Raw genomic sequence first — 24,087 nt, forward strand, 5'->3', positions numbered from 1 at the left:
ACAGCATGTTATTATTAGGAATTGATATAGGCACGTCTTCAATTAAAGTATCAATTGTCGACTCCCAAACCCAAAAAACCGTAGCGTCGGCACAATACCCCGAAACCGAGTCGCCCATTACCTCTTTAAAGCCCGGTTGGGCAGAGCAATCGCCGGATATGTGGTGGCAGCATGTACAACAGGCCTTAAAAGCCTGTAACCAAAGCGGTAAGTATAACCCATTAGATATTGCCGCTATTGGCATTGCCTATCAAATGCACGGCTTGGTTTTGGTTGACCAAAATCAAAATTTGCTGCGCGATAGTATTATATGGTGCGATAGCCGTGCGGTTGAATTAGGCGAGAAAGCCTTTGATGCCATAGGCCATGACAAATGCCTGTCGCATCTTTTGAACTCGCCGGGTAATTTTACCGCCAGCAAACTGGCCTGGGTAAAGCAAAACGAACCCAGGGTTTATGAGCAAATAGACAAGATCATGCTGCCCGGCGATTTTATCGCCATGAAACTAAGCGGCGAGATCACCACTTCGATATCCGCACTTTCAGAAGGCGTTTTCTTTGATTTTGTAAATAACAGTATATCTAAAGATATCATTAATCATTATGGCTTTAGCGAGAGCTTGTTCCCACTGGTACAGCCTGTGTTTTCAAACCATGGCGGTGTGCTCGCGTCGGTGGCTCAACAATTGGGTTTAAAAGCAGGCATTCCGATAGCTTACAAAGCCGGCGATCAGCCTAATAATGCCCTTTCATTAAACGTGCTTAACCCAGGCGAGGTGGCAGCCACCGCCGGTACATCGGGCGTTATTTATGGCGTTAGCGATAAGCTGACTTACGATCCGCAATCGCGCGTAAATACGTTTGCGCATGTAAACTATACCGAACAGCAGAAAAGCCTGGGTGTGTTATTATGTATCAATGGCACCGGCAGCTTATACCGTTGGACGAAAAATTTGTTCGGTTCGGCAGTGAGTTATAACCAAATGAATACCGAGGCGGCTAAGGTTTCACTGGGCAGCAACGGCTTGCGTATTTTGCCATTTGGTAACGGTGCCGAAAGGATGCTGAATAATGAACAGATAGGCGTTCATTTTCATAACATCGACCTAAACCTGCATACCCAGGCGCATATTTTCCGTGCTGTGCAAGAGGGGATAGCTTCGGCATTCCGCTATGGGGTTGATATTATGCGAGAGAACGGCATGAACCCAACGGTGATTCGCGCGGGTAAAGCCAATTTGTTTTTAAGCGATCTGTTTGCCCAAACCTTTGTTAACGCTACCGGTATACCGGTCGAATTGTATAATAACGATGGCAGTGTAGGCGCGGCTTTGGGTGCCGGGATAGGCTCACAAATATTTACATCGCCGCAGGAGGCGTTTAAGCAGATGCAGCCGTTGCAGCTTATCGAACCGAATGCTGATGATTTCGAACCAATTTACCAGGAGTGGAAAAGCTTGTTGTTGAAGCAATTGTCGATATCGAAATAAATTTAAATACATAGATTTAAAGTCCCGGCCAATTAGTCGGGACTTTTTGTTTTAAAGACGACTAATTCAGTCGTTTTAATCCTGTATATTTGCGTAAGCATGAGCTTAGAAAAACGAGATTACGACGCCATTATAGTAGGATCTGGCCCTAATGGCCTTGCAGCGGCTATTTTAATGCGGCAGCAGGGGCTATCGGTTTTACTGATAGAGGGTAAAGATGTTATAGGTGGGGGCCTAACCTCGGCCGAATTAACGTTGCCTGGGTTTATCCATGACGTTTGCTCGGCTATTCATCCCATGGCGCTTGCCTCGCCGTTTTTTAAGACACTGCCTCTTGCAGATCATGGTTTAAAATGGCTACAACCTGATTTGGCCGCTGCCCATCCATTTGATAATGGTAACGCGGCGATACTGGATCATTCTATAGAAAATACGGTTCAGCATCTTGGTGTCGATAAAGACACTTATATCGACCTGATGAATTCGGTAACCAAAGCCTGGCCGCTGATTGATCAGGACGCACTAGGTCCATTAAGCTATCCTAAACACCCCATTGCAATGGCAGGTTTTGGATTGAAAGCGTTAACCAGTGCTACCAGCTTTGTTAATCGTTTTAAAACGCAAGAAGCACGCGGATTTTTCGGCGGCATGGCGGCACATTCTATACAGCCTTTAAATAATTTAAGCACTACGGCTATTGGTTTGGTATTAATGGCAACCGGCCACATGCAGGGCTGGCCAATACCCAAAGGCGGCTCGGCTAGTATTGCCGGGGCGTTGGCTGGTTATTTTAAATTGATAGGTGGCGAGGTACAAACTGGTACTTATGTTAAATCTTTAGATCAATTGCCATCTGCCCATACCGTTTTGTTTGATGTTACACCAAAACAGTTGCTTCAAATAGCCGGACATCAGTTCTCGTCGATCTATAAATGGCAGTTAGAACGCTATCAATATGGCATGGGGGTATTTAAAGTAGATTGGGCGCTGGATGGCCCAATACCCTTTACCAACGCCGATTGTCGCCGCGCAGGGACTCTTCACCTGGGCAATACCTTCGAAGAAATTGCCGCCGGCGAACTTTCTACCAGTCAGGGCAAACAGTCTGATAGACCTTTTGTACTGCTGGCTCAACAAAGTCTTTTTGATAACACCCGTGCTCCTGAAGGAAAGCAAACTGCTTGGGCCTATTGCCATGTACCCAATGGGTCAAAGCAGGATATGACTTCCATTATTGAAAATCAAATAGAACGTTTTGCTCCGGGATTTAAGGATCTCATCCTGGCCAAACACACCATGAATACCGAACAAATGCAGGCGCATAACCACAACTACATAGGTGGCGATATTAACGGTGGGATGATGAATCTAGGCCAATTATTTACACGGCCGGCACTGCGTTGGTCGCCTTATAAAACATCGGCTAAGGGTTTGTACATCTGTTCGTCGTCAACGCCGCCCGGCGGGGGAGTGCATGGTATGTGCGGCTACAATGCTGCTAAAAGAGCTTTAAAAGATGTCTTCAATATTAGTGTGAGCTTGTAATCGATTGCCCGGCGTTTAGGCGCCATTCTCTCCGTATGACCTTCAAATTATTTTTTATTGTACGCTTTTTGCCAGGTGTGTGTACGAAAAAATATACGTCAGACACTTAAAAAGGCCTTTTTTGAGCTTGAAACCGCCATGGCACAATTTTTATTTATGTAAACATGAAAAACAAATGAAAATATCAGCCAATATGAAAAGCACGCAAATACTATTGAAGGCCCTGGACATTGAATTGAAAAAAATGTTATCGGCAGATATTAAAAAATTCAGAGATCAACAACAAGCCAACAATGCTATTAACCAACAGTTGGTTAAAAAAGCGGCTTAATTGATATAATAACTAATAAAACAAAAGGCGCTCAATTTGTGCTAGTTGTTTAAAATAAATTCTACCAAACGATATGAAAAGATTTGATGAAAATGTATCTGTTGTATATACAGATACTGAGGGAAGGCAGATAGATACTTTTGTAATTTTTGCTACAGATGAAGAAACCGGGCTTACACGTATTAATCACGAAAACTTAAGCGTGCCGGCGGAGAGTTTACGTCTACACGCTAAAACAGTGGGCAAGTACCATTTACCGATAGCCGATGCTTTTAGTTTCGAAATTATCAGAAAACTAAGAGATAAATATGCTGAGTTAGATGCCCGGGTAAAACAAGAAATTTTAAAACCAGAATTGTCTTCTCCATTAACCTTATTGGCAAGAGCTTCTTAAGACCTTTGTTTTAACTATAAATTGTAATATCCCTTTGCGGCGAAAGCTACAAGGGGATTTTTTGTGAAGGTTATAATAAGGCCTTGTTTTACTAAATCTTATAAAGTGTAAAACTACATACGCAACCTTAAAGAAATTGAGCGACCTAATGCCTGAACCAATTCAGAATCGATGTTATTTAGACCATCTTTTTGTGTCCAGACAAGCTTTATATCTCTTACAATACCTAGTTTTTCACCATTCAACAACAGTTGAATTTCGGTAGTATTATGATTTATTTGTTTACTATCAATGATTTGATAAACGTAATCATTGTCTTTAAATGTTATTCTTAGCGGTAACCCCATGCTCTAATCCTCGGCAGTAAAGATATAAGTTCAGGTCAATTGATTGCTGTCTGTCTTGATTTATATTTGATAATAACGAAATGTATAACAACAAAAAAGCCTCCGGTTATTTAACCGGAGGCTTGTGATCCCATTTGGATTCGAACCAAAGACCTACAGATTAGAAATCTGTTGCTCTATCCAGCTGAGCTATAGGACCAGCACGAATTAGTGGTGCAAAGATGCAAAAATCTCATAAATTATAGAAGCTAAAATAAAAATAACACGTCATGAGCTTTGTCATTTACGAAAGCACGCGGGTGGTAAGTTGATTTTATAGCATGACGATTTATGGATGCTTACGAATAGTGAAGTAAGTTTTTTAGCTTACAATTAATAATTATTCTACCCGCAAAACATAGCTTGCCTGGCGTTTTTTAGTAAAAACTTAATGACATGTTAATATAAAGCATAAGGCCCATCATATTTTTTTGGACACAAAGTGTTTAAAATACAATAAGAAGTTATACATTTAGCGCACTATTTTAAAACTTAAAGTTATGATCATAATAGCTGACGGCGGCTCAACCAAAACCAACTGGTGCCTACTGAATGAGGAGGGTAAAAAAGTATACTTCAATACTGAAGGATACAATCCGTATTTCTCAAGTGTGGAATACATCATTAATTCGCTAAATGAAAGTTTACCTGCTGATTTGGATACAAAAAAAATTACAGAGGTAAACTACTACGGTGCGGGTTGCTCAACTCAAGAGAAGCGTGACCTGGTTAAAGAAGCCATGAGTGCGGTTTTTACCAGTGCTACTGTTAACATTGGTCATGACCTGTTAGCCGCTGCACGTGCCTTACTGGGTCGTAATGCAGGTTTTGCTGCTATTTTGGGTACAGGTACCAATACTTGTATTTATGACGGTAAAGACATTGTTAACAATATCGACTCTGGCGCTTATATTTTGGGCGATGAAGGTAGCGGTTGTTATATCGGCAAAAAATTGCTGACCGACTATATTCGCGGTTATATGCCTGAAGTGGTACGTAGCTTATTTTGGGAGACTTTCCAACTTACCCCCGATGATGTGAACGAACAAGTTTACACCAAACCGCTGGCAAACCGCTTCTGCGCAAGCTTTAGCAAGTTTGTTTATGACAACAACGTACACATTGAATATTCGCGTAACCTGGTTAGAACATCTTTCGAAGATTTCTTTAAAAACCTGGTAACCCATTACCCTGATTATCAAAAATATACTTTCAACTGTATAGGTTCTGTAGGCTACAACTTCCGTAACGTATTGGAAGAAGTTTGCCTGGAAAACGGAATGCAGGTGGGTAACATTATCCGCTCGCCTATAGATAGCCTGGTTAAGTTTCACCAGGAATTAGCTCAGGAAGCACATTAATAAAGAGACAAGAATCAAGAATCAAGAGTCAAGAATCAAGAGTCAAGAATCAAGACTGAAACCAAACCGGGATTTAAGACTAACAAAAAATGCAGACCATATTGGTCTGCATTTTTTGTTAGGTGATATTTAAAAGAGCAAAGATTAACCAGGTAAAAATCTTGATTCTTGTCTCTCGATTCTCGAATCTATTCCGCTGTTAGCTCATTCTGAAAGATTTTGGCGTATTTGCGACGATCGAATTTATAAAGTTTTGCTGCGCGATAGGATACGCCCTTTTGTTTTTCAACCAGTTCTTTCAAGAAGCCGTAACTCAGCATCTTTTTGCGGAAGTTACGTTTATCCAGTTTCTTATCCAATATAGCTTCATACAAGCCTTGCAGTTGCGTAAGCGTGAATTTCTCAGGCAATAAGTCAAATGCTATGGGTTGATAATTTAAACGGCGACGGATCTTGCCAAAGCCGTTTTTAAATATCTCGGTATGGTCAAACGCCAATTTTGGTAAACTTTTAACCGGGTGCCATACTGCTTTACGGGCATATTGGCTTATTGGTCTCAGTTCTTTTTGCCCATTAATGCGGATCAAGGCGTAGTAGCCAACCGTAATAACACGACCTTGAGGGTGGCGGTTAACTTCGCCAAAAGTGTGGAACTGCTTCATCTGCAAATCTCGCAGGCCGGTTAGCTCATAAAGTATTCGGTCGGCAGCGTCATCGAGGCTTTCGTCTTCCTTTACAATATATCCGGGGAGCGCAAACCAGCCGCCAAAAGGCTCTTCGTTACGTTCAATTAATAGTATTTTAAGTTCACCAGCCTCAAACCCAAAAATAAGACAGTCGATACTGAAAATCGACTCAAACGTGGGTAATTTCTCTTCCAAAATAGCGTTACAATTAAGATGTTATTTTATTACGATAAATGCTTTACTGGCATCAAAAATAAATAAAAATAAATTTAACGGTGTAATTTTCACACCTTATATTCGTGCAAAATTTTTTTGGTTAAAAAGATGAGTAAAATTTCGAAAATAGGAGTGCTAACTTCAGGCGGCGACGCACCGGGAATGAACCCGTGTATTCGTGCCGTGGTACGTACCGCTATATTCAACGGATTAGAAGTTGTTGGTATAAAACAGGGTTACAAGGGCATGATCGAAAACGATATGTACGAGATGGGCACCCGCTCTGTTAGTAATATATTAAATTTAGGGGGCACTATTTTAAAAACGGCCCGCTGCCTGCCTTTCCGTACAGACGAAGGTATGGAAACCGCTTACCAGAACATTAAAGCAAAAGGTATTGATGGTTTAGTAGTTATTGGTGGCGATGGTACCTTTACCGGCGCTTTACGTTTCTCGCAAAAATATCCTGATATCGCGGTAATAGGTGTACCGGGAACTATTGATAATGATCTTTACGGTTCAACCTATACTTTAGGTTTTGATACCGCTACCAATACTGTTATTGAAGCTATCGACAAAATACGTGATACCGCAGATTCTCACGATCGTTTGTTTTTTGTAGAGGTAATGGGTCGCGATTCGGGCGCTATTGCTTTGCGTGCCGGTATATCTTGCGGTGCAGAAGCTATTTTGTTGCCTGAGAAATCAACTGCGTTGGCAGACTTGATTGACCATCTTAAGAATGGCGCTACCAATAAAAAATCGTCGAGCATCGTAATTGTTGCCGAAGGTGATAAAACCGGGGGTATTTATGACCTGGCTAAAGCAGTACAAAATGAAATTACGCATTACGATATTAAAGTAACCGTACTGGGCCATTTGCAACGCGGTGGTGCACCAAGTAGCTTTGACCGTGTATTGGGCAGCCGCTTAGGTTTTGCTGCTGTAAATGCGCTTATAGCGGGCCAAAGTCAAAAAATGGTGGGCCTTGAGGCAAACCACATTAAACTGACACCGCTTGACGAGGCATTGAGTCATCATGATTTCAAGCTGGAATCGGACCTTTTACAAATGGTGGAGGTACTTTCCATATAATGATTGCGGTTGTATATAGCGGATCTAACCATGCAGACTGGCGCTTGTCAGACAAAGGGCGTACTGTTGCGTCGTTCAAAACTAATGGTATTAATCCCTATTTTATTGATGAGAAACACATCGTACAACTGCTAAATAAAAATATCAACCTCATCCATCACGCCGAAGAGGTTAAACGCATTTACTTTTTTGGGGCGGGTTCTTCGTCTAAAGAGTTGCAGGCTGTGGTTCAGCAGGCGTTTGAATCGTTCTTCAAGTTTGCCAAAGTCACCGTATCGCATGATATTGAAGGTGCGGCTATAGCTTGCTGCAAAAATACGCCCGGCATTATCGGCATTTGCGGCAGCGGATCAAACGCAGCCTGGTATGATGGACGTAAGGTTAAATCTAACAACTACGGTTTAGGTTATATTTTGGCTGATGAAGGATCTGGCAATTGGCTGGGCCGGGAGCTGATCAAAAACTTTATGAATGAGACTTTGCCTGAACATTTGCGTAAGAAGTTTGTACATAAATATGAGGCCGATAGAAAGACTCTACTGGAGAAAGTCTATCGCCAAAAACAGACCGCATTATACCTAAGTACGTTCAGCGAATTTTATATCGAAAACCATGACGACGAATATCTTAAGAGCGTCATAAAACAAGGTTTCAACAAACTAATAGCCACATACTTATTACCTTTACATAAGCAATATCCGCAAGCGCCACTACATTTTGAGGGCTCGGTAGCTTTCGCTTTTCAGGAATACCTGCACGAAACTGTTGCCGAAGCCGGGCTTACTATAGCGGGCATTATCAAAGAACCTATAAACAATCTATTAACGTATTATTCAAATAAAAACTAAAAATCATGAAAATAGGAATTAACGGTTTCGGCCGTATTGGACGCCTTGCCTTCAGAGCTGCAGTTGAAAGACCAGACATTGAAGTTGTTGGTATTAATGACCTTGTTGAGCCGGATTATATGGCCTACATGTTAAAATACGATTCAACTCATGGTCAATTCAAAGGCACTATCGCTGTTGAAGGTGGCAACCTGGTTGTAAACGGTAAAACTATACGTGTAACTGCTGAGAAAGATCCTGCTAACCTTAAATGGGGTGAAGTAGGTGCTGAGGTTGTGATCGAATCAACCGGCTTATTCTTAACATTAGATACTGCTCAAAAACACATTGACGCCGGTGCTAAAAAAGTAGTAATGAGCGCACCAGCAAAAGACGATACCCCGACTTTTGTTATGGGTGTTAACCATAAATTGCTAAGAGCTGATCAAACTATCGTATCAAATGCATCATGTACTACTAACTGTTTAGCGCCTATTGCTAAGGTGTTAAATGACAAATTTGGTATCGAAGAAGGTTTAATGAGCACTATCCACGCGGTAACTGCTACTCAGAAAACTGTTGACGGCCCATCTGCGAAAGATTGGAGAGGTGGTCGTGGTGCTTACCAGAATATCATCCCTTCATCAACAGGTGCTGCTAAAGCAGTTGGTTTGGTGTTGCCTGAGTTAAAAGGTAAATTAACCGGTATGTCATTCCGCGTTCCGGTTGCTGACGTTTCTGTAGTTGACTTAGTTGTTCGTTTGAAAACTCCTGCTACTTACGAGGATATCAAAAAAGCAATGAAAGATGCTTCTGAAGGTGACCTTAAAGGTATCCTAGGTTATACTGAAGACGAAGTTGTATCTGAAGACTTTAAAGGTGATGCACGCACATCAATATTTGATGCTAAAGCAGGTATCGCATTAAACAACAACTTTGTTAAGGTTGTATCTTGGTATGACAACGAGTGGGGTTATTCAAACAAATTGATTGACCTTGTTCAAGAGATTGGCAAATTATAATAGCCGAACGTTAATATTTGAAAGCCCCCGAGTAATCGGGGGCTTTCCTGTTTATAACCCTCTTTCCGCCGAAGGCGAAGAGAGGGTCGCGCTCGAAGAGTTGCGGGGTGAGTCCACCGGCGCGCCTTCATTGACAGGCGAAGACTCACCCGGTCATCGCTTCGCTTGACCGCCCTCTCTTTCGCAAGCGATGAAGAGGGCTAACACCAGGTTTAAGACGCAATGGAAAATTAGTATCTTAGTCATAACATTAACTGACAACCATGCTTAAGAACATCCTGCTTATCGCTCTGCTGGCTATCGCTATTACCGGCAAGGCCCAAATCAAATACCCAACTCCCGAAGAAAGCGACTACATAGCCAAAGACTTCACCTTTGAAAGCGGCGAGAAGCTACCCGAGTTGCGCGTTCATTGCATTACTGTAGGCAAACAGCATAAAGACGCCATGGGCCAAACCGACAACGCGATACTCATTATGCATGGCACAACCGGCGACTCGAAAGGTCTGATAGGCATAGAGCGATTCTCTAATACCCTGTTTGCACCAGGCGCTGTGTTAGATGCTACCAGGTACTACATCGTCTTTGTGGATGGCATAGGCCACGGCAAGTCAAGCAAGCCTAGTGACGGCTTGCATATGAAGTTCCCCAAGTATACCTATAACGATATGGTGAAGGCGCAATACCTGTTGGTAACACAGCATTTGGGCATCAACCACCTGCGTTTGGTAATGGGCACCTCGATGGGGGCGATGCATACCTGGGTTTGGGGTTATACCTATCCCGACTTTATGGACGCATTGATGCCCCTGGCCAGCAACCCTGTAGAGATTGCAGGGCGCAACCGTATGATGCGCAAGCTGGCCATTGATATGATTGAGAATGACCCGGCCTGGATGGGTGGCGAATACAAAACACAACCCAAAGAAGGCCTGCTAGGTGCCACCGCGTCTTTACTGTTTATGGGCAGCAGCTCACTACAAATGCAGAAAGCAGCGCCAACCCGCGATGAGGAAGACGCCTTACTGGCTAAAACCGAGGACCGCTATTACCATCTGTTAGATGCTAATGATGTGATCTACGCGTTTGATGCGTCGCGCTACTATAACCCGGAGCCACACCTGGAGCAGATCAAAGCGCCATTGTTTGCCATTAATTCGGCCGATGATGTGATCAATCCGCCGGAGTTGGGTTTGATAGATAAAGACATTAAACGGGTTGCTAAAGGCAGGTATATTCTGCTGCCTATAACCGATAAGACATCGGGCCATGGCACGCACTCTAACCCAACCATATGGGGCGATTATTTAAAGGAGTTGATGGTAATATCGGAGAAGAAATAGCGCTGTTTGTGACGCGTGTTTTGTTTCACGTGAGTATGCAACATTGAAACAGATGAAACAGAATTTTTATGTAACTAACAGATATGCAGTTTGTTGTGAAAATTAAGTGAAACAGCATGAAACAGCAATCCTGACTTTTAAGTGTTTTTTTGTTTCACGCTGAAACTTTATTACACCACGTCATCCTGAGCGCAGCGTAGGGATGTCTATACACGCGACCCGGAGATCGTCACGCTCGTACCTCGCTCACGATGACGCGTGGGGAAAGCCCGAAACAACCACATAAAACAAATAAAAAGCAGTTAAAACTTTTTAAAGCACATTCAATACACTTAAGTTTTTTTAATTACTGCGGATAAGCAATTTGATGCAGTTGGTGACAACATTAACAACGACTTTCCACCACGTCATCCTGAGCGTAGTGTAAGGATCTCTATACGACCGGTCCGGAGATTGCCACACTCGTTCGTACCTCGTTCGCAACGACGTGGCAATTGCACGCGTTCGAGCTTTTCTCCTTGCGATTGCCGCGCTTCGCTCGCAATGACAATTTATATAAAACAAGAAAGCCACTGCATCGCGCAGTGGCTTTCTTGTAATTAACTGATCTTATTATTATGTGTGTGTAGTATTATGCTTCCTGGATAGAGTCATTCACGTCATTAGCTGCGCTTTTTACTTTTGATTTAGCACGGTCTACATGATTTTGTGCTTCGTCGGCAATGTCATTGCCTTTTGAGCGGATCTCGTCAGAAATACCGTCACGGTAATTATACAGATCATCGGCAGCGCTGCTAAATCTTGATCTTGCTTTTTCGTAAGCGTTATTGCCGTAATCTTTTATCTGGTCAGACACTGAACGTGCTCCGTCTTTTGCTCTTCCGGCAAGGTCATCAGCATAGCCCGCTATACTGCCCCTGGTTTCTTCTCCGCTGTTAGGCGCAAATAATAATCCTAATATCGCACCTGCTGCAGCGCCTACTAAAACGGCTGCTAAAACTTTTGATTGATCTTTCATGTTTTTATTTTTTATGTAGCTGACGGAGTTAATACAACAACAGTGCCAAGCAACCTATTGACCAAAAAAATAAAGCAGATCAAATAAACCTGTAAAAAATACAATACAAACTGCCCAACAAGCAGCACAATAACAATACCTGCCTTTGCGTCAACGTTATAAATTGTATTTTTACGATATCCAAATCATCAATATGAAAAAAATTATCCTGCTTACAGGTTTTATCATAGCATCGGCTGCTGTTAAATCATTTGCGCAAACCAGTATCCCGGCAAAAGAAGCTGCCAAACACATCAACGAAAAAGTTACGGTATGTGATACTGTTTATGGCGGTAAGTTTTTAGAAAGCGCTAATATCACCCTGATAGACATGGGCGGCAATCATCCCAATGAATTGATTACGCTGTTAATTAAAGGCGATGACCGCAAAAAGTTTAAAGATGCGCCCGAAGTTAGTTTAAAACATAAACTGGTGTGTGTAACCGGACAAGTTATAGACTATAAAGGCAAGCCCGAGATTGTGGTCACTGACCCTGCGCAGATAAAGGTTCAATAGTTTATTTGTAATTGGTCATTAGTGCTTCAATGCGGTAAATTTACTAGTGACTAATGACCAGTGACTGTTTAAATCACGCCACAATAGCCAACTGGTTGCTAATGGTACTTTCAGAATCTTTTACTATTTCGCGAATCTTTGCATCCAGTTCATTGACGGTATGTTCCAGGATATCGAAGTAGTCGAGGTCGGCATTTTTTTGCTCCAATTTAAGCAGGGCCATGATACCCAGTAAAGAAGCAACCGGCCGCCTTAACTCATGCGATTGGATAATGGCTATCCGCGTAAGTGCCGCATTTTGAATATTGATCTGATCTTCCTGGATTTTTCGGTCGGTGATATCGGCAGAGTTTAAGGCTACGCTGACAACTTGGTTGGCGCTATTTTTTATCGGCACAAATTCTAACTCTTTCCAAATAGGTTGTTCTGTATCCGGGCGCATGTGCCATTCAAACTTTAAGGCCTCACCATTAAAAGCTTTGTGGAAATATTTAGCAAAGTCTTCTTTAACATCTTCATCGAAGTACTCTAAAATAGAAACTCCGTTTTGCAGGCTTTTATCGTAAACCTTCTGCACAAACAGGTCAGACGCGCGGTTATAAGCAATAATGTTCCGGTCCTTATCTATCAGGATATGACAATCCTTTGTGCTATCAAAAATGGCATTTAATTTTAGTTCTGATTCAGCAATCAATGCTTTTTGTTTTTCAGTTTCGGCCTGATGCTGTTCTTTAGCGCGTAAAGCATAGTTAAGCTCCAGTAAATTCATTACCTGTTTTGATAAAATCCGTAATGTATTTTGTTGTGTCTCGGTTATATCACGTGGTTTAAAATCAACTATGCAAAGTGCACCTATAGCGTGCCCATCGTTAGTTACTAAGCTGCAACCTGCATAAAAACGGATAAAAGGTTCGGCAATAACCAACGGATTACTGATAAAGCGCTCATCTAAAAGCGTGTCAGTAATAATATTGATGTCGTTTTGTTGAATAGTATAATTGCAAAATGACAGCTCGCGTGCGGTGCAGTCAATATCTACCCCCTTGCTGGCTTTAAACCATTGGGTGTCTTCGTCAAGCAGCGTAATTAAAGCCACCGGTGTTTCGCAGATCTGGGCTGCCAGTGTTACAATATCATTCAGATCCTTTGTGATTGCGGCATTTGGCTGCATAAATCTTTTTACAGCATTAATACGGTAAAGTTCGTTACTCATATTATTCGCGATTAGGGAGTTAGAATGCGTTTGCAACAATGCTATAAATACGTTTGAAGATATTGTTAAGTTTTTAAATTATACCTTATAATAAGTGTTGTTTGTGTAACTTTTATGGTACAAATTTAATCTATTAGTTATTATTTAATCTTTAGTAAATAAGGCGCAAGCATTTGTCGACGACAATTATTTGTATCTTAGAATTAGTTTATCAAACCTATATGAAAAACAAATACCTCATTCTGTTAGGCGCTTTTGCAGTAATGTCTGCATCGTGCACAAGGTTATATTCGCCGGCTATGTATCACCAGGACATAGCTTATATGCCCAAACCCACCTCGTTCGACAAACAAACTGTCGCCACTTATGCATCGGCTGGTTTAAATGCTTACACCAACAGCAGTTTAAATGATGTGGTGGTTAGCGGGCAGGCAAACTTGAGCCAGGGCTTTGTATTTAACAATTTTAATTTCGCCTACGGCGGATTTGCAGAATTTGGCGATTTCCAGAACGGGTCCTCCGATAAAAGCCAGGCCAGTTACTTCGAAGATAAATATTTTGGCGCTGTGGGTGGCCGTGCCTCAATTAATGCTTTTGTGCATAAAGACCGCACCGACTTTAGATTTATTGGCGTTGAAGCCGCCTACAGCCATGAGTTTGGCGACTATGCCCCTTACCGGCAAATGCTGCAAAAATTGGGTGGCTATTATGTCGACCCAAGGGTTGACCTGTTTACCCTGGGCCTAACAACCGAAGTTATATTTCATGGCCGAGACGATGCCAGCATTCAGCACGGTATCCGTGGTTTTTTAGGCACCACATTTGGCCATAATGATTTGGACGATACTTACTATAGAGATGAAGACGCCACCACCCGCATGTTTCGCCATATTTTCCCCAAGGCCAGTTACTTTGTTAATTACAAAGATTACTTTGGTACAATAGAGGTAGGCAGTGCGTTTATGTTAAGGCTGGGGTATAAGTTCTAAAACTTTTTTTGTCATCCTGAGCGATAGCGAAGGATCTTATACGTTTTGTTAGTCGCTTTTATAGGATCCTTCGCTATGCTCAGGATGACAAACTTTATTATTCAGTATAAACACTTTTTACCCGCTCCCTCAAATTATACCCTGACGCCATGACTTCGCCATAAGCTCCCGCAGTACGCACCGCAATCAAATCGCCGCGGAACGATTCTGGCAGCTCGACATCTTTGCGGAAACAGTCGGTGCTTTCGCAGATAGGGCCTACTACGTCATATTTCAGATCGTGTGCGGCTTCGGCACGGGTAACGTTCTCAATTTCGTGATAAGCCTGGTACAGCATGGGGCGAATCAGCTCGGTCATACCGGCATCCAGTACTAAAAAATTCTTTTTCTGTCCGTTTTTAACGTACAGTACTTTTGATATCAGCGAAGCACATTGCGCAACCAGCGCGCGGCCCAGTTCAAAATGTACTTCCTGATCGGCACGTACATTCAGGAAGTCTTTGAATACCTTGAAATAACTTTCAAAATCGCTGATGGTATTGGTGTCCGGATGATGATAATCAACCCCTAAGCCACCACCGGCGTTCAGCACTTTAACGGTAAAGTTATGGTCCTCAAACCAGGTCGCTATTTCGTTTATGCGTACACATAGGCTTTTGTAAACTTCCATGTCGGTTATTTGCGAGCCGATGTGAAAGTGTACACCCAAAAATTGGATGTTTTTGCAGGCGCGTAAAGCGGTAACCACATCATCTAACTGCCAGGTGTTAACGCCAAATTTGTTCTCGTCTAAACCGGTAGTAATAAAATGATGGGTATGTGCATCGACATTTGGGTTAATGCGGATAGCAACTTTGGCAATTTTGCCTTTAGCCAGCGCCAGTTCATTAATGATCTCCAACTCCTGTACAGACTCTACATTAAAGCAGAAAATATCAGCGTCCAAGGCCAAATTAATTTCTTTATCTGATTTACCCACGCCGGCAAATACCACCTGCTTGTTGTTAAAGCCATGGTTGATAGCTGCTTTCACTTCGCCGCCGCTCACGCAATCGGCGCCAAAACCAAATTGCTGGATCATGTCCAGCACCTTTGGATTAAAGTTGGCCTTTAAAGCATAATGCACATGGAAGCCGTACCTGGCCGAAGCATTATGGCAAGCCTGCAAAGTTTGACGAAGCACCTCTAAATTGTAATAGTAGAAGGGTGTTTCGGCGTTTTTAAAACGGGTAATTGTATCTTGGGTAAACATTGTGGTAAAGTCCTATTTATGTTGTCATTGCGAGCGTAGCGTGGCAATCGCGAATATTGCATCCTTGCGATTGCCACGCTACGCTCGCAATGACAATCGCTTTTATTAAAACAGCCTGCTATGCAGGCTTCTCAGCGCCTCAACCTTATCTTCGGTTTTAACCAGTACAGACAAGTTGTGATTGCTGCCTCCGTAAGAAATCATACGCAATGGCAGGTGTTTCAAGGCCTCCAATACGCGTGAGCCAAAGCCATGCTTGTCGGCGGCAAAATCGCCTACTACACAAATAATGGTTTGGTCCCGGTCTATCTCTACATCGCCAAAGGCTCTCAGCTCGCCCAGGATCTCGTCCAGGTGGGTGGTGTCGTCAATAGTTAATGATACAGCCACTTCCGAGGTGGTGATCATATCTATTGATGTTTTATATCGCTCAAAAACCTCGAACACGCGGCGCAAAAAGCCATAAGCCAATAACATACGGCTTGAGTTGATCTTGATAGCCGTAATGCCATCTTTAGCGGCTATAGATTTGATCTGGTTCTTTTCGCTGTCGTTAGTAATTAAAGTACCCCTGGCTTGCGGGTCCATCGTATTTAGCAGACGCACCGGTATTTTATATTTCTGTGCCGGAAACACGCTTTGCGGATGCAAAATTTTTGCACCAAAGTAGGCCAGCTCGGCTGCTTCGTCGAATGATAACTGGGCGATAGGTTTGGTGCCGCTAACAATGCGCGGATCATTATTGTGCATACCGTCAATGTCGGTCCAGATCTGCACTTCTTCGCTGCGGATACCCGCACCAATTAGCGAAGCAGTATAATCGCTACCACCGCGACGCAGGTTGTCTATCTCGCCAAAAGCATTGCGGCAAATATACCCCTGGGTGATGAATAGTTTATTATCAGGCGCTGTATTCAATAGTGGTGTCAGATGGGTAGTTATATGATCTACATCGGGTTCATTATCCTCGTCGGTTTTCATAAACTCTAACGCAGGTAACAGCACCGACGGCACACCGATCTCTTTTAAATAAACGTGGTATAAGGTGGTCGACAGCAGTTCGCCCTGCGCTAATACAATTTTATCCTCTAAAGGCGTAAACAGATCATTAGCAAGATTGCTCAGTAAACTAAAGTGATAGTCAATTACCTCTTTACCTTGCGCTAAAAATTCAGGTTTGGCAAAAAGTTCTTTGATAAAGGTTTCGTACTTATCCTTTAAGGCAGAAATTAAAAGCGCAGCCTTGGGCTTATCACCGGCTAAATAGGCCTGTCCAATTTCAACTAAACTGTTTGTTGTGCCCGATACGGCAGACAGCACAACAATTTGCCTTTCGGAAGCATCAACAATATCCAGGAGCTTTTTCATGCGCCCGGGGCTACCTACTGATGTTCCGCCAAATTTTAAAACTTTCATTTTTATTTATCTTAAACACATTTGCTGCCACTATTTGCATAGTGGTTTAGCGGCGCTAAAAATAGGATTTTAAGGCCTATTAATAGTATACTAATTGATAAAAATGAAATGCTGAAAAGACTGATTTTACTGTTCGTTGTTCTTTTTTGGTCGATTTATCATCGAAAAAATGCTATAATACTGACTTACTCGTCAGATTTTGATAATAGTAGGACCGATTGTTTGGAGCGAAAAAGATTATTGCCTTACTTTACATCAGGTTATTTTAATAGGGGTATTAAATAGCTATAACGAGCCGCTTGTTTCATGCAAGCGGCTTAATTTTTTTATAGCCCCCCGCTATTTGATATATTCTTTAGCTATCAGCTCAAATAACTCCTCGTTATCTGTACTCTCATCAAAACATTCTGTTAATAGCTGCTCAATGTGGTCATAATTAAGACGATGTGCTACCGTTTTTAATAATTGATAAGTAGCCATGTTGATATGTTCCAGGATCTGGATATACATGATCAGGTCCATATCGTTCAAAATGGCTATCTCATGTTTTTCGCTTAAACAAAACTCATCTTTAATAATAGCCTTAATGGGGTTGCAGTTTTTGTCGGACGGTTGTTCGCCAATGATCTCGTAAATTTCCTCCATCCGTTTGATCTGCTTCTTTACATCCTCCCAAAATTCGTTCAAACCATGTTGTAGTGCCTTAAATGAAGCCATGTCAATAAGGTTGAGCATTTTGTCGTCAAGATATTTTTTGGCAAAATATAGCCTGTTAAGGTTATGGACAAACACTTTGTAAGGCAGATGACCATCATTTAATTCGGTTGTATTTTTCATTGTGGTGGTTATAGTCGATGTTAAAAAAACTATACGTCAGTAAAACAATTAAAAAGCGTAATGTTTGCCATAATGAGTTCAGATAAGGTAGCTTTGTCTCAACATTAAGTATATGAAATATAAATTAGGCGATTTTGTAAGGTTTGTTGACGAGAAGATGGAGGGTTTTATCACCCGCATTATCGATGAGCAAATGATAGGTGTAACCGGCGAGGACGATTTTGAAATACCGGTACCGGCCAGCAAAGTTACCCTGGTGCATGGCTATAAACCCGCCGGCACAGAAGCGCAAACCGCAGCCGACGAGCCGCAAGCCCCGCAAGGCGAGTTTAAAACCAAAGGCGTTTACCTCGGCGTTGTGGCCGATGCCAAAGCAAACTCGGTAGTTCATTTTAATTTGATAAACGATACTTCGTTCCAATTGCTGGCGACGCTGACGACAGATAAACAAGTTTTTAAAGGCGAATATGCCGGTATCATCGCGCCAAATTCGGCAGTTAAAATGTATTCGGGCCAGCTGGCCGATCTGCAGTTATGGCCAAAGTTTTTGATCAATGTATTGTATTACACTACTCAAAATATAGAGGCACCTGCGCCCTTAAGTTTTATTGAAAAATTTAAGGCTAAAGATTTTGCAGGCAGTAAGAAAAATATACCGGTATTGAATCAGGCTGGATGGTTGATACAATTGGATGAGCCGGAGTTTGTCATCGATCCGCAGAAATTAAAGGAAAGCTTCTTTAAACCTGCCGAAGAAAAAGTGGTAATTGACAAACCCATGCGCGAGGTTGACCTGCATATAGAAAAACTCCGTGACGACTACCAGTTTTTAAGCAGCGACGAGATCTTGAAGGTCCAGATGACGTACTTCAACAAAGCTTTGGATGCTGCTATTGTGCACCAATTGTCGGATATTGTTTTTATCCACGGAGCGGGCAATGGCATTCTTCGCCATGAAATCCATAAGACGCTGAGCAAACACGTCAAAGTACAAACCTTTATGGATGCGCTGAAAGAAAAATTTGGCTATGGCGCAACGAGGGTTGTGCTGAAGTAAACCTGCCATTCTGCGATAAGGATAGTTAAGGACGGTTGCTTATAATTAATGCGCTACTTTGCATTTACCAATTAACCTGATTAGGTTTTAAATTTTACCGCATGAAAAAAGTAGCCATTACCATCCTGGGCATGTTATGCCTTAATATTTACTGTGCTAAGAGCCAATCGTTACGCGTAAATTGGGGTGATGTAGTATCGACATCAAAGTCAACACCTACACTGCAGGTAGTGGGCAACCCTATGTTACGCCGCGGCGCTGCTATGCACGATGCTTCGTTCAGCGCATTAAGAGATTTGAATGCCGACTATGTGCGGTACGTACCCTGGTTTCCATACCCAAAACTGGCGGTTGCCGAACTGGAACCACCTACTGCAGATAAAACTTTATGGGATTTTAGCCTGATCGACCCCATGACTATTGATTTCCTGGAGAACACCAAAGGGCATTCGGTTATACTAAACTTTAGCACCATACCCCAATGGATGTTTAAAACCGATAACCGGGTTACATATCCTGATGATGCAAACGCGGTAGGCTGGGGCTATGGCGGCGGAACGCAATTGCGCGATACTACGATGAAGGAGCTGACCGGTTATTACACCAGATTAATCAGCTGGTACACCAAAGGCGGCTTTACTGATGAGTTAGGCAAATTTCATAAATCGGGCTATCATTACAATATTCCTTATTGGGAGGTATTAAATGAGCCCGACCTTGAACACCAGATGTCGCCACAAAATTATACTAAAATCTATGATGCTATGGTTACGGCTATCAGGTCGGTGCTGCCAAATGTGAAATTTGTGGGGATGGCGCTGGCTAATGAAAGCCCGCAATGGTTTGAATATTTTTTGGACCCTGCGCACCACAATGCCGGTATCCCGCTGGATATGATATCTTACCATTGCTATGCTAATGCCAACAGCGGACAAAAATTTGATGCTTACGAATATTCTGTTTTTGACAAGGCTGAAAGCTTTATTAACTCGGTTAATTATATAGAAAGTATCCGTAAGCGACTATCGCCAAATACTAAAACAGATGTTGATGAACTTGGCACCTTTGTAAGCGATGCCATGCGCAACCAACCCATTGAACCAGCTTATTGGAACCTGTCGGCAAGTGTGTATGCGTATTTCTTTATCGAGCTGAGTAAAAGAGGTATCGATATTATCGGCGAATCTCAGCTGGTGGGTTTCCCTACGCAGTTTCCGGATGTGAGCATGATCAATTACCTCAACAATAAACCTAACGCGCGCTTTTGGGTTTTGAAACTGATCAAGGATAACATCAAAGCAGGCAGCAAAATAATCAGGACAGATATTGATGGCAACGATGGTGACAACATCCTGGCCCAAAGCTTTGAAGATAAGGGTGTGAAAAACGTACTGATCCTCAACAAAAGAAATAAAAGCATCACTCTAAAATTACCTGCCGAATTTAAAGGTGCAAAAGTAAGCACAATAGACGGCGACTCTGGCGATAACGCGGCGATAACCTCTGCCGTTGATGGCGATAACGTCGGGCTAAAACCCTTTGCAGTTAAACTGATCGAGCTAAAGTAAATATGAACCAGGTAGCGTTTAAAATGAAACTAAAACCGGGTGCTAAGGACGAATACCGGCGCAGGCATGCCCTGATCTGGCCCGAGATTCGCCGGTTACTGGCAGATGGTGGCATCCACGAGTATCATATTTTTTATGACCAGGAAACCGATATCCTCTTTGCCGTACATAATGTCGACCAACAAAGCGCCATTTTTCAAAAAGACGAAAATTTAGAACGTTGGTGGGCCTACATGGCCGATCTGATGGATGTTAACCCGGACAATTCCCCCGTTGCCATCCCGTTAGAGCAAGTCTTTCAGTTGTGAATTTATTAATGCGTTGCCAATTCAGACTTATAGTAGCTCGTTTCGGCAAATTGCTCAAATAACAAGTCAAGTACCTGTTGGGTATTATCTGGGTAGTTTACTTTGATCACTTTTCCGTTTTCCAGCCAGTCCAGAATTTTTTCGTCGTGTTTGGGTTTTAAGCTTTTAATTACCGGAACGCCCATTTCGCGCAGTAACTCTGCGTTCAGCTGTTGCTCGTACTGGTTTTTCATCGGTATCACCATCAATTTCTTTTTCAGGAAAAGTGCCTCGGCCGGGGTTTCAAAACCGCCGCCGCAAAGCACACCAGCACTTTGCGCCATGCTTTTAACAAAAGCCTTATTCTCTATTGGTTGTATGGTGACGTTCTTTTGGGTAAAAGCCTTACGGTTATGTTTCGAGAAAACATCCCAGGTAATATCCTTAAACTCGGCCAGGCGTTTAACCAGGCGCTTGTCATCATAAGCAGGCAAATAAACCGTGTAATGGCCTTTATTGCTGATCTCCTGTTCGCGCACTTGTTGGCGAATGACAGGTGTAAATATATTTTTATCTAAAGCTTTAAAGTGAAAGCCGTACGACGCCGTAACCGGCGCATAGTTTTTCAAAATCAACCTGCCGATGGTGTCAGTTTCTTCAGGTTTTGGTGCTTTGTCATGCAGTACTGCTGCCTGGTGGCTCAGCCCGATACAAGGCTTGTTTTTTAAATAACAGGCCCAGGCAGATACCGGCTCAAAATCATTAATCACCAGGTCGTATTTTTCTATAGGCAGGTTTTTAATCTCTTTAATGAACTTTCTAAAACGTGATTTCAGGAACGATGCCCACAGATCAACCCCACCGGCTTTACCAAAAATAAAACCAAAGCCATGCATCTTATACTTAATCTCGAAAGGTAGGTTCAGGTCGCCCTGGGTACCGCTAACCAATACATCAACATCGCCCATTTTTTTTAACAGCGGCACAATATCCATTGATCGGCTCAGGTGTCCGTTGCCGGTTCCTTGTATGGCGTATAAAATTTTCATGGGCTTATTTATAAATGGTTTTAATTACAAATGGTTTTAAATAAATAAAGAGAGCTTGACGTAGCTCTCTTTACTATTAACTGATCTTATTAGTTCAATGAAAAAAGAACGATTGGTTAGTACATCATCTGAATAATGTTGCAAAAGTAAGGCCGGAATGTTAAGCGTTGATTAACTTAGTGTTAGTTGTGTACCTAATTAACTTTACCTGTATTAACGGTAAAATAACTTACTTTAGCCTGTAATACCGTTAACCCATGCCCGCAGCAAAACCCCACAACCTCGACTGGATAAACAGCTTAAGGCTCATTGCCTTGCTGGCTGTCATCGTGCTGCACGTATCTGCTATTCCGCTGGGGCAATATGGTCACATCCCGCTAAATACCTGGCTCACGGCCGATTTTTACAATGCCATGGTGCGCTTTGCGGTGCCGGTGTTTGTGATGATAACCGGCGCGCTAACCTTGCACCGCGAATATGAGTTGGGCGCCTTCCTCAAAAAGCGATTGAGCAGGGTAGTGGCCCCGTTTATATTCTGGAGCCTGGTTTATGTGTGGTACTCCTGGTATATTGAGGTATTGGTTTTTACCGGTAATACCTGGACGGATATTAAACTCATCCTGCATCAACTAAAATACAGCGCATCGTACCATTTGTGGTATGTGTATATGTTGATCGGATTGTATTTCCTGATCCCGGTTATCAGCATTTTTGTGCGTAACGCGACTAAACGGCAATTAGAATATTTTTTGGCAATGTGGTTCATTGCTATGCTCATTACAGAACCTGGCTTGTCGCGTTTTAACCCGCAGGTTGATATTCATTATTTTAGCGGCTACGCCGGATATTTGGTACTGGGGCATTACCTTACTTTTAACGTTGACTACAGCAGGAAGCTGGTAGTATGGATGTGGATTTTGTTTTTTAGTCTGTTGGCTTTTATCACCGCCGGTACTTACCTGTTATATCAATACACTACACTGGGCACTACTTTGTATGAACCACTTGGGCCAATTATTGTATTGCTGGCCACGAGTGTATTTTTGTTAGGGCGATTTACCAAATTGCAGTTGCCACTAATCCTCCTCAAATTCAAAAACTTCGCCTGCGCGTACAATTACGGCATTTACCTGAGCCACGCCTTAATCCTTTATTTTCTGGACGATCCTTTCGGCATCAACTTTAAATTAGGGGTGCCCGTGCTGGGTATTCCTGTAACGGCTATTATTTGTTTCCTGATATCGCTATTATTGGTATGGCTATTGAGTAAACTGCCCTGGGTTGGCAAATGGCTGGCAGGGTTGTAAACTGTCGCCTGTTATCCAACATCATTGAATACAAAAACAAACAAATGAAACTAAAACTACTCTTCGTCTTTACCTTAATATTGACTACCCGGCTGGCCTTTGCGCAAGAGTGGAGCTTTAAAACAGAAAGCAGCGGCATAAAAGTTTATGTCGACAATAAATCGGGCATGAAGGTTAAGCCCATTAAAGTAGAATGTACATTCGACGCTATGCCCGTGCAATTGGCAGCGGTTTTAATGGATATCAAAAATTATCCGGATTGGGTTTATAAAATGAAATCGGCCACCATTATTAAACAAACATCGCCGACAGACCTGTCTTACTACGCCGAGATTGACATGCCCTGGCCCACTACAGATCGCGACTTTGCCGCGCATATTTACGCGGTTGAGGACCCGGCAACTAAAGTGATCACCGTTAACGCCCCATCAGTAGCCGACCTGGTGCCTGAAAAAAAGGAGCTGGTCCGCGTAAAAAAATCAAACGGTAAATGGGTGCTTACACCTGATGGGAAAGATAAAACCAAAGTAACTTATTACCTCACGCTCGAGCCGGATGGCGGTGCACCGGCCTGGATCATCAATCTGTTTGTATCCTCAGGCCCCATGCAGAGTTTTAAGATGCTGAAGAGCCAGGTGGAGAAGGCGGCATACAAGAATGCAGTGTTGCAGTTTAGGTAGGCACTTTTGTCATTGCGAGCGTAGCGCGGCAATCGCAAGGAGAAAAGCCGAACGCGTGCGATTGCTTTGTCGTTCCTCCGCGCAATGACAAATAATCTTTAGCAACATCTTCATTACGCAATCGATGCCGTAGTTTACACTTGGATATTCCGGGTGGATATG

At 42.6% G+C, this 24,087-nt stretch carries 24 protein-coding genes and 1 tRNA gene; 16 read left to right on the plus strand and 9 right to left on the minus strand.

Annotation, left to right across the window (positions count from 1 at the left end; all coding sequences use genetic code 11):
* Positions 1-5 precede the first annotated feature (5 nt).
* The 4 genes from HB679_RS09430 to HB679_RS09445 all read left to right on the plus strand — a co-directional run bounded on the left by HB679_RS09430 (position 6) and on the right by HB679_RS09445 (position 3,760).
* The gene (locus HB679_RS09430) at positions 6-1,490 is read left to right on the plus strand and encodes an FGGY family carbohydrate kinase (protein ID WP_214071711.1); all 1,485 of its coding nucleotides are present in this window, start codon (positions 6-8) and stop codon (positions 1,488-1,490) included.
* Positions 1,491-1,589: 99 nt separating this feature from the next.
* A complete protein-coding gene (locus tag HB679_RS09435; RefSeq protein ID WP_214071712.1) occupies positions 1,590-3,035 on the plus strand; it encodes an NAD(P)/FAD-dependent oxidoreductase in 1,446 nt (481 codons plus the stop codon).
* 175 nt (positions 3,036-3,210) lie between these two features.
* Positions 3,211-3,366 (plus strand): hypothetical protein, encoded by a 156-nt coding sequence (locus tag HB679_RS09440; protein WP_214071713.1) that lies wholly within the window; start codon positions 3,211-3,213, stop codon positions 3,364-3,366.
* Positions 3,367-3,439: 73 nt separating this feature from the next.
* Positions 3,440-3,760: a hypothetical protein gene (locus tag HB679_RS09445; protein WP_214071714.1), complete on the plus strand. Its 321-nt coding sequence runs from the start codon at positions 3,440-3,442 to the stop codon at positions 3,758-3,760.
* 113 nt (positions 3,761-3,873) lie between these two features.
* On the opposite strand, the gene HB679_RS09450 is transcribed toward HB679_RS09445, so the two are convergent.
* Together HB679_RS09450 and HB679_RS09455 are read right to left on the minus strand one after the other, a co-directional pair.
* On the minus strand, positions 3,874-4,107 hold the full coding sequence (locus tag HB679_RS09450; RefSeq protein ID WP_214071715.1) for a hypothetical protein: 234 nt from the start codon (positions 4,105-4,107) through the stop codon (positions 3,874-3,876).
* A 125-nt stretch (positions 4,108-4,232) separates the two neighbouring features.
* Positions 4,233-4,306: transfer RNA gene (locus HB679_RS09455), tRNA-Arg, on the minus strand.
* A 340-nt stretch (positions 4,307-4,646) separates the two neighbouring features.
* Between HB679_RS09455 and HB679_RS09460 the strand changes: the two genes are divergently transcribed.
* Entirely contained in the window at positions 4,647-5,507 is an 861-nt protein-coding gene (locus tag HB679_RS09460) for a BadF/BadG/BcrA/BcrD ATPase family protein (RefSeq protein ID WP_214071716.1), read from the plus strand.
* A gap of 188 nt (positions 5,508-5,695) precedes the next feature.
* Here HB679_RS09460 and HB679_RS09465 read toward each other — a convergent pair whose 3' ends face one another.
* Positions 5,696-6,388, minus strand: a complete 693-nt coding sequence (locus tag HB679_RS09465; protein WP_214071717.1) for an NUDIX domain-containing protein — start codon at positions 6,386-6,388, stop codon at positions 5,696-5,698.
* 129 nt (positions 6,389-6,517) lie between these two features.
* Between HB679_RS09465 and pfkA the strand changes: the two genes are divergently transcribed.
* From pfkA to HB679_RS09485, 4 genes are all read left to right on the plus strand, one after another.
* The gene (pfkA, locus tag HB679_RS09470; protein ID WP_214071718.1) at positions 6,518-7,504 is read left to right on the plus strand and encodes a 6-phosphofructokinase; all 987 of its coding nucleotides are present in this window, start codon (positions 6,518-6,520) and stop codon (positions 7,502-7,504) included.
* Complete coding sequence (locus HB679_RS09475; protein WP_214071719.1) at positions 7,504-8,352, plus strand: hypothetical protein; 849 nt, start codon at positions 7,504-7,506, stop codon at positions 8,350-8,352. Before pfkA ends, HB679_RS09475 begins: the two co-directional genes overlap by 1 nt.
* A gap of 5 nt (positions 8,353-8,357) precedes the next feature.
* Complete coding sequence (gap, locus tag HB679_RS09480; protein WP_214071720.1) at positions 8,358-9,353, plus strand: type I glyceraldehyde-3-phosphate dehydrogenase; 996 nt, start codon at positions 8,358-8,360, stop codon at positions 9,351-9,353.
* Positions 9,354-9,616: 263 nt separating this feature from the next.
* Entirely contained in the window at positions 9,617-10,696 is a 1,080-nt protein-coding gene (locus HB679_RS09485) for an alpha/beta fold hydrolase (RefSeq protein ID WP_214071721.1), read from the plus strand.
* A gap of 631 nt (positions 10,697-11,327) precedes the next feature.
* Here HB679_RS09485 and HB679_RS09490 read toward each other — a convergent pair.
* Positions 11,328-11,714, minus strand: a complete 387-nt coding sequence (locus HB679_RS09490; protein WP_214071722.1) for a YtxH domain-containing protein — start codon at positions 11,712-11,714, stop codon at positions 11,328-11,330.
* A gap of 193 nt (positions 11,715-11,907) precedes the next feature.
* Here HB679_RS09490 and HB679_RS09495 point away from each other — a divergent pair, with 193 nt between their 5' ends.
* Complete coding sequence (locus HB679_RS09495; RefSeq protein ID WP_214071723.1) at positions 11,908-12,270, plus strand: hypothetical protein; 363 nt, start codon at positions 11,908-11,910, stop codon at positions 12,268-12,270.
* A gap of 73 nt (positions 12,271-12,343) precedes the next feature.
* On the opposite strand, the gene HB679_RS09500 is transcribed toward HB679_RS09495, so the two are convergent.
* On the minus strand, positions 12,344-13,483 hold the full coding sequence (locus HB679_RS09500) for a GAF domain-containing protein (RefSeq protein WP_214071724.1): 1,140 nt from the start codon (positions 13,481-13,483) through the stop codon (positions 12,344-12,346).
* Positions 13,484-13,704: 221 nt separating this feature from the next.
* On the opposite strand from HB679_RS09500, the gene HB679_RS09505 reads away from it, so the two are divergent.
* Complete coding sequence (locus HB679_RS09505) at positions 13,705-14,472, plus strand: hypothetical protein (protein WP_214071725.1); 768 nt, start codon at positions 13,705-13,707, stop codon at positions 14,470-14,472.
* A 97-nt stretch (positions 14,473-14,569) separates the two neighbouring features.
* On the opposite strand, the gene lysA is transcribed toward HB679_RS09505, so the two are convergent.
* From lysA to HB679_RS09520, 3 genes are all read right to left on the minus strand, one after another.
* Positions 14,570-15,724, minus strand: coding sequence for a diaminopimelate decarboxylase (gene lysA / locus HB679_RS09510; protein ID WP_214071726.1), 1,155 nt, complete (start codon positions 15,722-15,724; stop codon positions 14,570-14,572).
* A gap of 105 nt (positions 15,725-15,829) precedes the next feature.
* A complete protein-coding gene (locus HB679_RS09515; protein WP_214071727.1) occupies positions 15,830-17,140 on the minus strand; it encodes an aspartate kinase in 1,311 nt (436 codons plus the stop codon).
* Positions 17,141-17,479: 339 nt separating this feature from the next.
* Entirely contained in the window at positions 17,480-17,977 is a 498-nt protein-coding gene (locus tag HB679_RS09520; protein ID WP_214071728.1) for a DUF892 family protein, read from the minus strand.
* Between the two features lie 112 nt (positions 17,978-18,089).
* On the opposite strand from HB679_RS09520, the gene HB679_RS09525 reads away from it, so the two are divergent.
* From HB679_RS09525 to HB679_RS09535, 3 genes are all read left to right on the plus strand, one after another.
* Positions 18,090-19,034 (plus strand): Smr/MutS family protein, encoded by a 945-nt coding sequence (locus HB679_RS09525; RefSeq protein ID WP_214071729.1) that lies wholly within the window; start codon positions 18,090-18,092, stop codon positions 19,032-19,034.
* Between the two features lie 101 nt (positions 19,035-19,135).
* Positions 19,136-20,602: a glycosyl hydrolase family 39 gene (locus HB679_RS09530; RefSeq protein WP_214071730.1), complete on the plus strand. Its 1,467-nt coding sequence runs from the start codon at positions 19,136-19,138 to the stop codon at positions 20,600-20,602.
* Between the two features lie 2 nt (positions 20,603-20,604).
* The gene (locus HB679_RS09535) at positions 20,605-20,910 is read left to right on the plus strand and encodes an L-rhamnose mutarotase (RefSeq protein WP_214071731.1); all 306 of its coding nucleotides are present in this window, start codon (positions 20,605-20,607) and stop codon (positions 20,908-20,910) included.
* Positions 20,911-20,915: 5 nt separating this feature from the next.
* Here HB679_RS09535 and HB679_RS09540 read toward each other — a convergent pair whose 3' ends face one another.
* On the minus strand, positions 20,916-21,938 hold the full coding sequence (locus HB679_RS09540; protein ID WP_214071732.1) for a glycosyltransferase family protein: 1,023 nt from the start codon (positions 21,936-21,938) through the stop codon (positions 20,916-20,918).
* A 257-nt stretch (positions 21,939-22,195) separates the two neighbouring features.
* On the opposite strand from HB679_RS09540, the gene HB679_RS09545 reads away from it, so the two are divergent.
* Both HB679_RS09545 and HB679_RS09550 read left to right on the plus strand, forming a co-directional pair.
* Positions 22,196-23,245 carry an acyltransferase family protein gene (locus HB679_RS09545; protein WP_214071733.1) on the plus strand — a complete coding sequence of 350 codons (1,050 nt, stop codon included), beginning with the start codon at positions 22,196-22,198 and terminating at the stop codon, positions 23,243-23,245.
* 44 nt (positions 23,246-23,289) lie between these two features.
* The gene (locus HB679_RS09550) at positions 23,290-23,925 is read left to right on the plus strand and encodes an START domain-containing protein (RefSeq protein WP_214071734.1); all 636 of its coding nucleotides are present in this window, start codon (positions 23,290-23,292) and stop codon (positions 23,923-23,925) included.
* The last annotated feature ends 162 nt before the right edge of the window (positions 23,926-24,087 follow it).

The organism is Mucilaginibacter sp. dw_454 (assembly GCF_018449775.1).
Taxonomy (GTDB): Bacteria; Bacteroidota; Bacteroidia; order Sphingobacteriales; family Sphingobacteriaceae; genus Mucilaginibacter.

Coding starts and splice junctions, on each gene's coding strand:
- HB679_RS09430 (WP_214071711.1), top strand. CDS start 6: ATGTTATTATTAGGAATTGATATAGGCACGTCTTCAATTAAAGTATCA.
- HB679_RS09435 (WP_214071712.1), top strand. CDS start 1,590: ATGAGCTTAGAAAAACGAGATTACGACGCCATTATAGTAGGATCTGGC.
- HB679_RS09440 (WP_214071713.1), top strand. CDS start 3,211: ATGAAAATATCAGCCAATATGAAAAGCACGCAAATACTATTGAAGGCC.
- HB679_RS09445 (WP_214071714.1), top strand. CDS start 3,440: ATGAAAAGATTTGATGAAAATGTATCTGTTGTATATACAGATACTGAG.
- HB679_RS09450 (WP_214071715.1), bottom strand. CDS start 4,107: ATGGGGTTACCGCTAAGAATAACATTTAAAGACAATGATTACGTTTAT.
- HB679_RS09460 (WP_214071716.1), top strand. CDS start 4,647: ATGATCATAATAGCTGACGGCGGCTCAACCAAAACCAACTGGTGCCTA.
- pfkA (WP_214071718.1), top strand. CDS start 6,518: ATGAGTAAAATTTCGAAAATAGGAGTGCTAACTTCAGGCGGCGACGCA.
- HB679_RS09475 (WP_214071719.1), top strand. CDS start 7,504: ATGATTGCGGTTGTATATAGCGGATCTAACCATGCAGACTGGCGCTTG.
- gap (WP_214071720.1), top strand. CDS start 8,358: ATGAAAATAGGAATTAACGGTTTCGGCCGTATTGGACGCCTTGCCTTC.
- HB679_RS09485 (WP_214071721.1), top strand. CDS start 9,617: ATGCTTAAGAACATCCTGCTTATCGCTCTGCTGGCTATCGCTATTACC.
- HB679_RS09490 (WP_214071722.1), bottom strand. CDS start 11,714: ATGAAAGATCAATCAAAAGTTTTAGCAGCCGTTTTAGTAGGCGCTGCA.
- HB679_RS09495 (WP_214071723.1), top strand. CDS start 11,908: ATGAAAAAAATTATCCTGCTTACAGGTTTTATCATAGCATCGGCTGCT.
- HB679_RS09500 (WP_214071724.1), bottom strand. CDS start 13,483: ATGAGTAACGAACTTTACCGTATTAATGCTGTAAAAAGATTTATGCAG.
- HB679_RS09505 (WP_214071725.1), top strand. CDS start 13,705: ATGAAAAACAAATACCTCATTCTGTTAGGCGCTTTTGCAGTAATGTCT.
- lysA (WP_214071726.1), bottom strand. CDS start 15,724: ATGTTTACCCAAGATACAATTACCCGTTTTAAAAACGCCGAAACACCC.
- HB679_RS09515 (WP_214071727.1), bottom strand. CDS start 17,140: ATGAAAGTTTTAAAATTTGGCGGAACATCAGTAGGTAGCCCCGGGCGC.
- HB679_RS09520 (WP_214071728.1), bottom strand. CDS start 17,977: ATGAAAAATACAACCGAATTAAATGATGGTCATCTGCCTTACAAAGTG.
- HB679_RS09525 (WP_214071729.1), top strand. CDS start 18,090: ATGAAATATAAATTAGGCGATTTTGTAAGGTTTGTTGACGAGAAGATG.
- HB679_RS09530 (WP_214071730.1), top strand. CDS start 19,136: ATGAAAAAAGTAGCCATTACCATCCTGGGCATGTTATGCCTTAATATT.
- HB679_RS09535 (WP_214071731.1), top strand. CDS start 20,605: ATGAACCAGGTAGCGTTTAAAATGAAACTAAAACCGGGTGCTAAGGAC.
- HB679_RS09540 (WP_214071732.1), bottom strand. CDS start 21,938: ATGAAAATTTTATACGCCATACAAGGAACCGGCAACGGACACCTGAGC.
- HB679_RS09545 (WP_214071733.1), top strand. CDS start 22,196: ATGCCCGCAGCAAAACCCCACAACCTCGACTGGATAAACAGCTTAAGG.
- HB679_RS09550 (WP_214071734.1), top strand. CDS start 23,290: ATGAAACTAAAACTACTCTTCGTCTTTACCTTAATATTGACTACCCGG.